Origin of the sequence: Methylobacterium sp. E-016 (assembly GCF_022829745.1) — a bacterium.
Classification (GTDB): domain Bacteria; phylum Pseudomonadota; class Alphaproteobacteria; order Rhizobiales; family Beijerinckiaceae; genus Methylobacterium.
Window position 1 is genome coordinate 12,456 of record NZ_JAKSYF010000113.1, and the last position, 12,548, is coordinate 25,003.

Annotated in this window: 15 protein-coding genes and 1 tRNA gene; 5 read left to right on the top strand and 11 right to left on the bottom strand. The window is 70.6% G+C overall.

Annotated features, from left to right (window positions below; translation table 11 throughout):
- Positions 1-74 precede the first annotated feature (74 nt).
- Positions 75-866, bottom strand: a complete 792-nt coding sequence (locus tag MKK68_RS13815; RefSeq protein ID WP_244030751.1) for a DUF3108 domain-containing protein — start codon at positions 864-866, stop codon at positions 75-77.
- A gap of 298 nt (positions 867-1,164) precedes the next feature.
- On the opposite strand from MKK68_RS13815, the gene MKK68_RS13820 reads away from it, so the two are divergent.
- Both MKK68_RS13820 and MKK68_RS13825 read left to right on the top strand, forming a co-directional pair.
- Positions 1,165-1,464, top strand: a complete 300-nt coding sequence (locus tag MKK68_RS13820) for a hypothetical protein (protein WP_244030753.1) — start codon at positions 1,165-1,167, stop codon at positions 1,462-1,464.
- A gap of 232 nt (positions 1,465-1,696) precedes the next feature.
- Positions 1,697-2,968: an SPFH domain-containing protein gene (locus MKK68_RS13825; RefSeq protein ID WP_244030755.1), complete on the top strand. Its 1,272-nt coding sequence runs from the start codon at positions 1,697-1,699 to the stop codon at positions 2,966-2,968.
- A 73-nt stretch (positions 2,969-3,041) separates the two neighbouring features.
- Here the strand turns inward: MKK68_RS13825 and MKK68_RS13830 are convergent, their stop codons facing one another.
- Positions 3,042-3,239 (bottom strand): hypothetical protein, encoded by a 198-nt coding sequence (locus MKK68_RS13830; protein ID WP_244030756.1) that lies wholly within the window; start codon positions 3,237-3,239, stop codon positions 3,042-3,044.
- A 456-nt stretch (positions 3,240-3,695) separates the two neighbouring features.
- Between MKK68_RS13830 and MKK68_RS13835 the strand changes: the two genes are divergently transcribed.
- The gene (locus MKK68_RS13835; protein ID WP_147726748.1) at positions 3,696-4,073 is read left to right on the top strand and encodes a DUF4440 domain-containing protein; all 378 of its coding nucleotides are present in this window, start codon (positions 3,696-3,698) and stop codon (positions 4,071-4,073) included.
- A 188-nt stretch (positions 4,074-4,261) separates the two neighbouring features.
- Here MKK68_RS13835 and MKK68_RS13840 read toward each other — a convergent pair whose 3' ends face one another.
- From MKK68_RS13840 to MKK68_RS13850, 3 genes are all read right to left on the bottom strand, one after another.
- Positions 4,262-4,432: a hypothetical protein gene (locus MKK68_RS13840; RefSeq protein WP_244030757.1), complete on the bottom strand. Its 171-nt coding sequence runs from the start codon at positions 4,430-4,432 to the stop codon at positions 4,262-4,264.
- Between the two features lie 12 nt (positions 4,433-4,444).
- Positions 4,445-4,678: a hypothetical protein gene (locus MKK68_RS13845; protein ID WP_244030759.1), complete on the bottom strand. Its 234-nt coding sequence runs from the start codon at positions 4,676-4,678 to the stop codon at positions 4,445-4,447.
- Positions 4,679-4,823: 145 nt separating this feature from the next.
- Positions 4,824-5,132, bottom strand: a complete 309-nt coding sequence (locus MKK68_RS13850; protein WP_244030761.1) for a DUF1488 family protein — start codon at positions 5,130-5,132, stop codon at positions 4,824-4,826.
- Positions 5,133-5,778: 646 nt separating this feature from the next.
- Between MKK68_RS13850 and MKK68_RS13855 the strand changes: the two genes are divergently transcribed.
- Positions 5,779-6,024 carry a hypothetical protein gene (locus MKK68_RS13855; RefSeq protein WP_147726754.1) on the top strand — a complete coding sequence of 82 codons (246 nt, stop codon included), beginning with the start codon at positions 5,779-5,781 and terminating at the stop codon, positions 6,022-6,024.
- Between the two features lie 49 nt (positions 6,025-6,073).
- Here MKK68_RS13855 and MKK68_RS13860 read toward each other — a convergent pair whose 3' ends face one another.
- The 6 genes from MKK68_RS13860 to MKK68_RS13885 form a co-directional block, all read right to left on the bottom strand.
- Entirely contained in the window at positions 6,074-6,493 is a 420-nt protein-coding gene (locus MKK68_RS13860; RefSeq protein ID WP_244030764.1) for a hypothetical protein, read from the bottom strand.
- A 231-nt stretch (positions 6,494-6,724) separates the two neighbouring features.
- A complete protein-coding gene (locus MKK68_RS13865; RefSeq protein WP_244030766.1) occupies positions 6,725-7,972 on the bottom strand; it encodes a glycosyltransferase in 1,248 nt (415 codons plus the stop codon).
- A gap of 941 nt (positions 7,973-8,913) precedes the next feature.
- A complete protein-coding gene (locus tag MKK68_RS13870; RefSeq protein WP_244030768.1) occupies positions 8,914-9,159 on the bottom strand; it encodes a hypothetical protein in 246 nt (81 codons plus the stop codon).
- A gap of 97 nt (positions 9,160-9,256) precedes the next feature.
- The gene (locus MKK68_RS13875) at positions 9,257-9,493 is read right to left on the bottom strand and encodes a hypothetical protein (RefSeq protein WP_147726758.1); all 237 of its coding nucleotides are present in this window, start codon (positions 9,491-9,493) and stop codon (positions 9,257-9,259) included.
- A 219-nt stretch (positions 9,494-9,712) separates the two neighbouring features.
- Positions 9,713-10,468 (bottom strand): CDP-diacylglycerol diphosphatase, encoded by a 756-nt coding sequence (locus MKK68_RS13880; RefSeq protein WP_244030770.1) that lies wholly within the window; start codon positions 10,466-10,468, stop codon positions 9,713-9,715.
- Between the two features lie 155 nt (positions 10,469-10,623).
- Positions 10,624-10,700: transfer RNA gene (locus tag MKK68_RS13885), tRNA-Met, on the bottom strand.
- Positions 10,701-10,915: 215 nt separating this feature from the next.
- On the opposite strand from MKK68_RS13885, the gene MKK68_RS13890 reads away from it, so the two are divergent.
- Entirely contained in the window at positions 10,916-12,439 is a 1,524-nt protein-coding gene (locus MKK68_RS13890) for a protein adenylyltransferase SelO (protein ID WP_244030771.1), read from the top strand.
- The last annotated feature ends 109 nt before the right edge of the window (positions 12,440-12,548 follow it).

Here is a 12,548-nt window from a genome sequence, read left to right on the forward strand (position 1 = left end):
CCTGCAGCCTTCGTCCGACGTTCGAGGCGCCGGGTCCGAACATGAGCCGCGATGCCGAAAGCCCCGAGCCGGCCTTATGGATCCGCGAGGGCGGGTTTGGCCGGCGCGGCATTCCAGCTCGTCGCCTCGATGCGCGCCGTGCCCCAGCCGGTGCCGACGGCGATCGAGAGCGGCAGCAGCAGCCCGGCTTCCGTGATCGGGGCGAGGCGCACGCGCATGTCGTCGTTCTCCGACATCCGGCGCACGGACGAGCCCTTGGCGCGGTGGCCCGCCACCGGGATCCAGCGGATCCGGCACTCGAGCGCGGGCCCGCGGTAGGGCCCGGCGGCGACCTGGACCACCGTGCCGCGCGACAGCGCGATGTCGGCGCGGGCGGCGCCGTCGAAGACCGGGATGCGCCGATCGCACATGGCGGGGACCAGCGGGCCGGGGCCGACCTGCACCGCCAGCATGCCGATCGGATCGGTGACGTTGGTCGTGTCGGCGGCGGTGACCGGGACGCGATCGGGTTTCGGCTGCGGCTCGGGCTCGACCTCCGCCTTGCGGACGGTGCCGGCATCGAACGTCACCAGCACGCGCACCGGTGCGGTGCCGTAGCGGCTGTCGATCCGAAAGGTGCTCGGCACCGCGCCGGCCGGCGACAGGCGCCCGCTCGACCGCGCCGTGCCGTCGCCCTGGAAGAACCAGCCGGCGAGACCGGTGAGGCGCCCGGTGAGGCCGATCGCGTAGCGCTCGGGGGTGAGGTCGGCCGTGAGATCCGCGGTGCCGACGCCGAGATTGAGGAAGCTGAGGCCGTACTTCACGACGACGTGCCGAGATCCGTCCCCGCGCGGCGCCGCGGACGCCGCCGGCACGAGGGCAACCATCGCCACGAGCACCGCAGAGAACGTCGACGGCGGGGCCGACGGACGTGATCGCTCCGGGAAACGCACGCTCCTCACCCCGTGCCCTCGCATGCCGGACATCCTCGTGTCGCCGAAGCCTAGGGCAACCCCGTCGACCGGTCGAGAAGCGGTGCCAGCCATCGAAGAGCGACTTGAGCGACCTCGCAGCGATGCCGCCGAGGCTAGGCAGGTGGTCGACCTGCCGAATCCCCCGGGTTTCGGATGAACCGCGACTGCATCCGTCCGTTGCCGTGCGACCTCTCATGAAATGGACGGCCCGATGACACGCTCGACGATCGCACTCGCCTCCGCGCTCGGAGTTCTCCTAAGCGGTCCCGCCTCGGCGCAGATCGTCACGGGCGGCGCCGGCAATACCGGCGTCACCGCGCCTCCCGGCACCGGCGGTGTTGGCGGCGGAGCGCGCGACCTCGGCCCGAGCTCGATCACCCGCGGCAACGAGGCCAACCCGAGCAACTCGTCCGTGCCCGGCACCACCCCGAGCGTGAACATCGGCGGGACGCCGACCAGCGGACCGCCCGGCACCGGCGGTGCGGCCGGCGGCCCGTCCCTCGGCCGGTAAGGCCGGCGACCTGCAAGAGTCGCATGGCTTCGTTGTCCGCGCCGCACGCACCGCCTGTCGCTTTGGTGTTGCGGCGCACACGACGCGGCGCGATGATCACCGTCGTTCGCCGCCATCCCGGTCGGCGAGCACCGCGCGACGCGGCCCCGGCGAGACTCCGGCGTGCCCTCCGCCCACGGTGACGGCTCCAGGCCATCTGGGGCATCTCACGTCTCGCTGCAGACCCCCATCCATGAGCACCACACTTCGTATCGCGTTGACGACGCTCGTCGTCGGCACGGATGTCTTCGTCCTGCGTGCAGGGCCGGGCGACCGCCTCGGCGCCGCGGAGGCCGGGCGCATCGCGGCCCGCCAGTTCCAGGATGTCGACTGGCCGGCGGCCGAGACCGCCTGGGCCGCGACGGCCCTGAACGGCGCCGGCCCGTTCGCGGCAATCCTGTCCCTGGCCTTGGTCGCCGCGATCTGGTCCATCGGCCGGCGCGGGGCCGGATATGCCGGGCTCGCGGTCGCGGGCTTGCTGGTCGAGGCGCAGCCCGAGCCGGCGCAGGCCTACTACGACACCCGCGACTACCCGGAATTCGTCGAGGTCCTGCCGAACCAGACCGCCTTCCTCATCCCCGAGGTCGGCGAATCGAAGTCCGGCCAGGCGGCCTTCATGTCCGAGCAGTTCCTGAACGAGCGCAAGGTCGCGATGAAGCGGGTCCAGATCCCGCACACGCTGATCCGCAATCCCGGTTGGGCCTACGATTACTACGTGCCCGCCGCGCGGCTGATGCTCGTCGACCGGTCGCCGGTCTCGCGCGAATGGGTGAGCTCGACCGATCGCGGCACCTCGGCCAAGGATCAGGGCATCCGCTTCGAGACCGCAGAATCGGTGACCCTGCGCACCGGCGTCGTCGTCTCGGCCTTCGTGAAGGAGGAGGATGCGAGCAAGTTCGTCTACTGGTTCGGCGCGCGCGCCACCGGCGGCAACGCGAGCGACCCGCAGGTGAACTTCGCGAGCGTGATCCAGGGCAAGTCGCTGGCCGAGGTGGTCGACGAGAACGTCCACCGCACCGTCCAGGCGGCGATGGCCAAGGAGTTCGGCCGCCGCACCACCGACGAGGCGATCCACGGCAAGGCGGCGATCATCGAGGCCGTCGAGAAGGAGGTCCGGCGCGTCTACGAGCCGATGGGGATCACGGTGACGACGCTCGGCTACGCCGAGGGTCTGACCTTCGACAACCCCGAGATCCAAAAGGCGATCGACCTGACCTTCGTGGCGATGAAGAACGCCCAGTCGGCTCAGGCGCAGATGCAGACGCTGCCGATCCAGGAGAAGATCCTCGACCTGAAGATCCGCGAGATGGATGCGGAAAGCCGCCAGACCCTCGCCAGCCGCTGGAACGGCTCGGCCGCCAACGTCCTGCCCGCCCTGCCGAGCTGGGTCGTGCTGCCTGCCGGCTGGCTCGACGCGCTGAAGACCTGGCTCCAGCCGGGTCAGCCGGCGCCGGCCGGGCACTGACCGTCGGCCGCCGGTGCGTGGATGCGGCGCGCCGGCGGACTGTTCGCGAAGGGCGTGGATCGGTGCGGAAGGCCTAGACGTCGGCCCCTTGCGCCTCACGGATCATGCGGTCGACCAGCGCTTCGCGCTTCCCCTGACTGATCAGGATGCGCGCGGCGGCTCGGGCGTTGGCCGCCCGCACCTCCGCATTCGGCGCGCCGTCGCGGAGCGCGCGCGCGGCGAGCTTTCGGAACCAGCGCACGTTGGCGATGACCGTCGATCGGCGGCTCAAGGGGCCGTTGACATCGAGGAGCCGTTCCGTCGTTGATGAGGACATCGTTTCGATCCCGGATCGCGGGCCCCCGCTTGTCCGTGAGTGAGACAAGAAATGGCGAACGCACCAAGTTTCGGCAAGAGCGATGCCGTCGATGATGTGCCGAATTTAGACATCGGAGCTTCGGACGACCGGAAAGCGACTGCGGCGGCCGGCCCGGCGTCAGAATTCGGCCGCGGTCCGACAAGGCTTCCGAAGCACAGTGCGGGACGTCGCCCAGCCGGAATGGCCCTCTCCGAAGATCGTTGCGCGACGTCGGGCCAAGCACGTTCGGGCGCGTCGACGATACTGTTTTACGGTTTCGGAAGACCCGAGCCTCAAGCGGTCGACCCGCTCGCAGGGTCGCGGCACGACGGAACGAAGCGGTGCGACCGCACTTCTCCGAGGGACTTCCCGCTGCTTGAGGTGAATGCCATGGACGACGACCGTGTCTGGTCTTTCGAGAAGAGCCTCTGGGACGGCAGTCCCGACCATTATCGCGAGCTCGTCGACGAGGAATGCCTCATGGTGCTGCCGCACCCGCCCTTCGTGCTCAGCGGCACCCAGGCGATCGAGGCCGTCGCTCATACGCCGCGATGGACCGAGCTCGCGTTCTCGAAGGGCCAGATCGCCCGGCCGCAGGAGGGCATCATCGTGGTCGCCTACCACGTCGAGGCCGCGCGCGACGACGAGGCGTATCAGGCGAACTGCACCTCGACCTATCGACGCGTGTCGCACGAGGTCTGGCGCGTGATCCAGCACCAGCAGACGCCGCCGCTCGTCCTGCCGAGCGCCGTCGAGAAGACCGGCTGATCGGGTCCGTCTCGCCGAGAGCGCCGATGCCGTCACGCTGCCGGAGGCCTCGCGGCCTCGACGCGACCGCGTGGCGGCGTCGCTTCGCCGATCGAACCCTATGGCATGGCGAACCCAGCGGCTCGCGCCGATCCGCGTTCGGGACAGGTTGCGAGTTCGCGTCGTCGGGTCCAGCCGCGCCTGGCGGCCTACGGACGCCGAGCCTTATCCTCGGCCTCCGTTCCCGGCCGGTCCATCGGGCCCGCGCCCGGCTTGGTCTCCCCGGTGACGGTGTCCTGGGGCGTGATCGCCGCGCCGTCCGGCTTCGGTTTTCCCTGCGGCATCCGCTGGACCTGGGTGTCGGTTGTGTCGGCGGTCATGCGGGCGGTCCTTCAGATCTCGGTTTCGCGGCGGACGACCGCGGCCTCGCCGGTGCCCTTCTGGGCCAAGCCGACCTCGGCATCCTCTCCCGGCACCGGGAGCGGCTCGGAACTGGTCGCGTCGGTCAGGCCTTCCTCCGGCTTCCGGGCGGCTGGCGCATCACGCGTTTCCCCAGCGTCGGCGGGACGGCCGGCGTCGTAGGTGGTGTTCGCGAGATCTTCGGTGTTGGCGACCTGATAGGGCATGGGGGACTCTCCGGTTCGGAAGAGCAACGTCCTGCGATCGGTCGCGGTTCTCGCAAGCGCGTCGCGATGTTCCGAGCGGCGCCGGCGGCATGATCCGCGGTGCCGATCGCGTCCGAGCCGGGGAGCCTCGACGGGTCGTCCTCGGTCAGGTCACCTCGTCCGCCGCATTGGCCCGCGAGCCCGGCGCGGCAAAATCCGCAGCACCGATCCGAACGCGGTCGCTCGGCTCGGACAGGCGCTCATAGATCTGCTTCGCGGTTCCCTCGATCACGGCACGATGCGACTCGAAGAAGTCGACCGGCCCGAGCTTGGTCGCGCCGAACTCGGCATGCATCACGTCAACCGGGATCTCGACGTGGATCACCCGCCCACCCTCGATCATTGCGAAGACCACGATGTTCGGATCGGTGGCGGAAAGTTGCGCATCCTGATCGGAATGCTTTTCCAGGGCCATGGGACGGTATCCGGCTCGCGCCGGCGGATCGCCGTCGCTCAGGCACACGCACCTAGCGTTCGATCACCGCCGAACCAGGGCCCTGAATGCGTGGGTCCGATCCAGCATGGGACGCGCGCGGCGGGACCCGGTCCCCTCGCGCACGCCTCGAATCGCGCCCCAAGTCCTTCGGTCAGAAGCCGACAATCACGCTGGCCGTCCCGATGACGGTCGCAACGAGGCCGAAAGCGAAGGCCCCGATCATCGCGTAGCTGAACAGCTTCAGTTTCATGCTTGGCATCCTTACCGGTTGTGGCGAAGCGATCCGCCGGCGGTGCAGCCGCACCGCGATCTGCGTCGATCCAGAGATGGCGATCCGACCTCGGCCGTGACGTGCCGGTGCGCACGCTGCGTCGCAACACGTCGCGGTGCACCATCCGGAGCAAGGTCGGTGCCAGGATGATTGCAGGAGACGCCGCCGGCGGATCGTTGCCCGCCGTGATCCAGCGTGACCGGGGTGCAACAGCCTTCCGAAAAACCGCGAGGCCGAAGCCTGCGCGCGGTAAGCCGCGGTCATGCCTTGCGGATGAGTACGCACACACGGCACGATTGAATGTTTGGCAATGTTAACAACCTATGATTTACGTGCCCAGGTTGGGAGGCAAGCATGCAACCGTCGGAATGCTGCATCTTTCGGATCGTGCTGGCGTCGGCTGTCGGGCTCGCGATCACGACTCTGCTGCTCTGGAAATACTCGCCGGTCCTGGCCATCGTATCGGCACCGGTCGGAGGGTCGATGGCGGCCATCATGGCGATGATCGTGTTCCAGGCGGCCCGGCCCTTCGTCTCGTCCGAGCCGATGGGCGTCAATCCGCACAGCGACTATTTCGCCCGGAAGATCGACTTCCTGTAGCGTCGCCCTCGCGCGGAAGACGCGTCGCGGTCGACGCGAAAGGGCCCCTTCATCGGACCGCCTGCCGTGCCGCCCGGTGTCGGACGTGGCCGTGTGCGGCCGCTGACCGCTTGCCGATCCGACGCGCGCGGACGATGCGCTGCGATGCCGTCGCGAACCGCTCGCTGGGCTCTGTACGGACCTGCCGCATGCTACGGACGTTCTGCACGTCGTCGTAGGGCCCGCGGCCCGTGCGCGCCCGATAGGCCGCGCCCGCGAAATCGCCGGGCGTCGGCGGCGTGCCGGGTTGCGAGAAGCTCGTCTCCGGCCTGTAGGCCGGCCCCCACCCGATCTCGTCGTCGCCGGCCGGATCCTTGCCCGGAAAGCCGGTGACGTAGCCCGTGCTCTGCGCCGCGGCAGGCCATGCCGGCCCCAGTAGGCAGGCGACGCAGCCGAGGACGCAGATCGCCTTGTTCGGTGAAAACGGCACCCGGAACCTCCTTCGTCGCGACATGCCGGGCAAGCCCGCCCATGCCACCCATGGTCGGGAGGCCAACCGTCCGTTCGCCACCCGGTTCGGAGCCTGTGGTCAGGTGCCGCGGAGGTCGCGGTCGCGAGCCTGACCTCACGCAGACGGTCGCCCCGACGGTCGCGACCGCTCAATCGGCCGGGCCGTCGCCCGTCACCGGGTGCGACCGACGTTTCGTGGTCATGCCGGGGCTCACGCCGCGATCGCCTGCTCGACGGCATCGCAGGTCGCGCCGAGCCCGTCTTCGTGCGCGACCCGCTGCGCGGCCTCGCGGCAGGCGTGCGCCACGGTCGGGGAAGTCAGGAGCCGATCCATGACGCGCGCGCCGCGTGACGGCGTAAACCGGCGACGGCTCAGCGTCGCCCCCACGCCGAGCTTCCTCAGGCGGGCGGCTTCGTCGAAGTGATCGAACGCCACCGGAACGACGAGTTGCGGGATGCCGGCGGTGAGCGCCTGCGCCACGGTGCCGATGCCGCCGTGATGGACCAGGGCGGCACAGTGCGGCAGCAGCGCGCTGAACGGCGCGTAGGCCACGTGCCGGATCTCCGGCGGCAGGGTGTCGGAGACCTGATCGGCCTGCGGCGCCAGCAGGATGCCGCGGCGGCCCATGCGCCGACACAGAGCGGTCGCGGTGCGGAAGAACGCCCGACCCTGGCGCATTCCCGAGCCGTAGGTGAAGGCGATGGGCGGCGCGCCCGCGTCGAGGAAGGCCGCCACCTCCGGGTCGAGCCCGTCCCGGTCACCGAAGCGATCCGAGAGCGGAAAGCCGACCTGCACGGCCTGCTCGGGCCAATCGGGCTGCGGCTCGGCGAACCAGTCCGGGCAGGTGAGCACCATCCGCGTCGGGCTGTTCCACCAGTGGCGCAGCCGGCGGACCGGCGGCAGGCCGAGGGTCGCCCGAAACGCGTTCAGGCCGGGCAGCACCGCCGGGTCGACGACGTAGCGATCCCCGCCCCGCCCGAGCCAATGCCGGGTGCGCGATGGCAGGAGGTGCACCAGCGGCAGGCCCGGAAGCACGGGGGCGTCGCGGCGGCTCTCGATCAGGAACGGCGCGACGTGGAGCGTCACCAGGGGCAAGCCGAGCTTGTCCTGCGCGACGCGGGCGCCGAGGCTGTTGGGGGAGGCCACGACGACACCGCCCTCGGCCGACCACCGTGTGCGCAGCCAGTCGAACACCGGCTCGGTCGCCGAGGACAGGGTCTGCAGAAGCGGTGCGACCCCGCGCCGCGGATGCCAGAGATCCGGGTGCCGGATGGTGCGCTCGTAATCCGCCTGCGTGCCGAGAGCGTGGAAATCGACCCCGGCCCGCTTCGCCAGCCCGCCGAACGGCGCCGGCGCCGCCAGGGCGACGGCATGACCGCGCCGCTTGAGGGCGGAGGCGAGCGCAAGGAACGGCAGAACGTCGCCGTGTGAGCCGAGCGTAACGAGATGCACCTGCATTGCGCTCTATTACGATAAATTCCGTCCTTTGACTTCAACAAACTTAAGAACGCGCATATGACATAAGTCATAGGCCGGATTTCCTAGTATAATGCGTTCGTACTAGTTGCTGCGGTCAAGCTTCTTCTCGCCTGCACGATCTGGCCGTGGCACCCCAACCCGGCAAACGCCTATGTCGTAAGGGTCGCGCGCAGGACGCGAACCTGGACCTGCTCGCCTCGCGAAGCACGTCGCGACGGAGCGCGAGCATGTCCAAACTCAAATGGTGACCGTCGTCCTGACCGGCGCATCGAGCGGTATCGCCCATGCGGCCGCTGGGGCGTTCATGGCGCGCGCGGGCTGCGTCGTTCCAGCCGCGCGCCGTATCGGTGGGCCCGATGCCACGCGGTCACGAGTTCCGGGTCGGCAACGACGAGGTGGTCGCGATCCCGACCGACGCGACCGATCCCGAGGCGGTGGCGGCCATCGCCGCCGAGCCCCTTGCGGCCGTTCCGTCGGATCGACGTCCAGGTCGGCGCGGGCGCGTTCGGGCCGCTTCTCGACACGGCGCTCGACCTGCAGAGGCGGGTTGTTGCGATCGACCTGATCGATGCGATCCACGGCGCCTGCGCGGTGCCGCACGTCCTGAAGTTTCGCGCTGCACCCGCGCTGCAAGGTGCCGGTCGGCTGGCGGACGCGCCGGCACTCCCAAAGCAAGAAATTAAGTGCGGGTTGCGGTTCTCGCGCTCGCCGTGGCCGGACCTCGGCGGGCTATGTGACGGCGCCCCCCACGCGCCGAGGCCGACGGCACCGGCACGAACGGCGGCCGACGCGCGAGGATGCGTTCTCCACCGACCGCATCGGTCCGGGGCTGGCGGTGCCGGTCGCCTGCGGCACCGCCCGCCTCGAAGGCGGCCCTGTGGGACATCGAACCCGAGAGGTCGCGGGCGGCCGTGCGGCTGCTAGCTCTCGGTGTGCAGGCTCTTGATGAAGCGCCGCGCGATCTCGCGCACCGCCTCGTCGTCGCGGGCCTCGCCGTGGGCCTTGTCCCACAGGTGGTCGAGGCTGCCGTCGAGTTCGTCGAGGAGCTCCGGATGGCGCTGCGCGACGAAGCGGATCGTGCCGAACAACAGGTGCTCGACCGCCATCTCGCGGCGGCGGGCGTCGATGATCGCGTCGGACGCTGGGGCGGATGTCGGATCGGTCATGGCGCATCAACGGCCGCCATCCGGGTTCGGTTCGCACGCTCGCGCTGCTCCGAGTGCCGCAGCCCGATCATGGTCAGGCGTGCGGCCGGCCGGCGGCTCAGGTGAGCCAGCGCTCGTCGATGTCGGTCGCGTTCCACGCCGCCATCGGCTGGCTCGCATCGCCCTCGGCGAACACGACCACGTCGTCGGGCCCGACATCGTGGACCGCGAACCAATCCCAGCGGCGGTGGATCACCCGGGGACCGCCGAAGATCCGGACGGCGTTCCAGTAGCGGTCGTCCTTGAAGCCGACGTAATGGACGCAACGCGGCGATCGGTCCGACGTCTCAGGCATTCGGACGATCACGCGGCAGGCCGCCTTGGACGTGGTGACGGCTGGCTTCGGGAAAGCGCATCGGTGAAGGATAAGCGCCGGGATCGCCTTGTCGAGGCAACTGGTTGTCGCGCGAAGGCGCTCGTGCGTGATGACGCTTCGCCTCGTCGGCCCCGATCCGGTTCGGCTCGAGGACACGGAGCGACCTGCGGATGACGGTCGACGTCGGCGGCACGCGGCCTACGGCGTCGCGGCTCTGTCAGCCGCCCCGCAGGTGTGATCCATCAGGTCCTCGGCGCTCGCCCGCGGCGCCCGGTAGGCCAGCACGTAGTAGCCGGGATCCGGATCGCCGGCCGGGGTCGCGACCGCCGCGAGGCTGGTCTGCCGCAGGTCCCGACGCCCCGGCAGGCGGACGAGCGCCGCGAACGGGTTGAAGCGTTCCGCCTCGGCAGCCGTCACCCGCAGGGCGAGGTAGCGGTCGCCCGCGAGGGGAACCGGGAACGGCGCCCAGGTGGCGCGGATGCCGTGGCCGTGCGTCCGCAGGGCGGCCAGCACCCGCGGCTTGATGCAGTCGAGATGGATGTGGAGCTGGTCCTGGCTTCGGCCCCGGGCCGAGTTCACCGCGAGGCCGACCTCCTCCACCGGCACGCGGCCCTTCAGCGGGGCGGATGCGAAGCGCCGGGCCGCGAGGGCGGCGCGCCAGTAGGCGATCCCCCGCGCCCCGCGCAGCACCGGCGCCTCGAGCCCGGCGACCGTGTCCGTCGGCATCACGACGACGTGGGTCGGCTCGCCCGGCGCGCGCAGCACCGCCGTCCCAGGCCGGTCCATGTCGCCGAGATCGACGTCGAGGCAGGGAAAGGTCCGGTCGGCGAGCCTCTTGGCGAGGACGCAGGTCTTCAGCGCCGCCCAGAGCACGTCCCGGCTCGGATCGCCGGCGGCGCGGGCGGCCGCCGGAAGCGCGGCGAGAACGATCGCGGTCGGCACGATCCAGCGCATGACGTCCCTCCCGGATCCCCGATGCGCCGGCCGCCCGAGGCGGCCGCGATCACCCCCGCCGCGTCGCATCGGCGATCGCGCCTTGCAGCACGGCTTCGGAGTGCCCTGCGGGCATGAAAAAACCCGCCACGTCGAGACTGGGCGGGTTGAAGAAATGGTAGCGGGAGAGGGACTCGAACCCCCGACACGAGGATTATGATTCCTCTGCTCTAACCAGCTGAGCTACCCCGCCCCAGCCCGCGGCCGTCTGCTCGGGCAGGCGGCCGGTTCGGAGATCGGCGGTATAGGGAACGGCGGCTTGCGGTGTCAACGCCCTGTTTCGGGATGGAGCCCGGGTTTTTTCGGGACCGGTTTGCGTCGCTTCCGCTGGGCCGCAACGGATCGGGCCGGGGCGGCTTATCGCACTGCGTGTCGTTCGAATGCCGGAACCCAGCGAGGGCCGTTTCCTTGTCAGACCTCCCATCCCAAGCGGCGCGGCCCTCCCGCCGCCATGCCGACCTCGGCGGCGACTTCTTCGACTTGGTCGAGGCCGCGCGCTTTCCCGAGACCATCCTGCGCGTCCGCAACCAGCCCTGGGCCGCGCGCGTCGGCCTCGACGGGCTGTCGGACGCGGAGTGGATCGCGCGGTTCGGCCGGTTCGAGCCCCTGCCCGGCTCGTTCCCGGCGCCGCTGGCTCTGCGCTATCACGGCCATCAGTTCCGCTCGTACAACCCCGATCTCGGCGACGGGCGCGGCTTCCTCTTTGCGCAGCTGCACGACCTGCGCGACGGGCGCCTGCTCGATCTCGCCACCAAGGGCAGCGGCACGACGCCGTGGTCGCGGGCCGGCGACGGGCGCCTGACCTTGAAGGGGGGCGTGCGCGAGGTGCTGGCCACCGCGCTCCTCGAAGCGCAGGGCGTGAACACCTCCAAGAGCTTCAGCCTGATCGAGACCGGCGAGGCTTTGGAGCGCGGCGACGAGCCCTCCCCCACCCGCTCGGCCGTGCTGGTGCGCCTGAGCCACGGCCACATCCGCATCGGCAGCTTCCAGCGCTTCCTGGCGCTCGACGAGCCGGGCAACGTCGCGCGGCTGCTCGATCACACGATCACCACCCACATGCCCGATCTCTGGCACGAGTCGGTGGCCGAGCGGGCCGTCGCGTTCCTCGGCGAGGTCACGCGGCGGGTCGCGCGGATGGGCGCGCAATGGGCGGCGGCCGGCTTCGTCCACGGCGTGCTCAACACCGACAACATCAACGTCACCGGCGAGAGCTTCGATTACGGCCCGTGGCGCTGGCTGCCGGCCTACGACCCGAACTTCACCGCGGCCTACTTCGACACGCAAGGGCTCTACAGCTTCGGCCGGCAGCCGGAGGCGCTGTACTGGAACCTCGCCCGGCTGGCGGATTGCCTGCTGACGCTGGCGCCGCAGGCGGATCTCGAAGCCGCGCTCAAGGGCTTCGGCCCGGCCCTGCAGGAGGGGTTCGCGGACGCGTTGCTCGCGCGGCTCGGGCTCGCTGAGGCGGGCGAGGAGGCGACCGATCGCCTGGTCGGGGCCTTCTGGCGCTTCCTGGCCGAGAGCGGCGCCCCGTTCGAGCAGACGTTCTTCGACTGGTACGGCGGCACGGCCAGCGCGGACCGTGCCGCGGCGAGCCCGTCCGCCGCGCTCTATGCCGGCGAGAGCTTCGCGCCGGTGCGCGCGGCGCTGCAGGGCATGGCGCCGGCCGCCGGGGCGAACCTCGCCCACCCCTACTTCGCGCAGGCGCGGCCGTGCACGCTGCTGATCGACGAGGTCGAGGCGCTCTGGGCGCCGATCGCGTCGTCCGACGACTGGTCGGCGCTCTCGGACAAGCTCGCGGCGATCGCGCGCATGGCGGAGGCCTACGGCACCGCGCCGCTGCCCGTCGGATACGGGCTCAGCGCTCCTCCTCCTCGCGCCGGCGCGCCTCGGCATGCCCGGCGCGGATGCCGAGGTCGACCATCACGCGGGTGATGCGCAGGCCGAGCCAGAACAGCAGGGCGCAGACGGCGACCGCGGCAGCGATCTTGAGTGGGCTCACGGGCGAAGGTCTCGCGACGGTGGACGATGCGTCCGAGTTAGG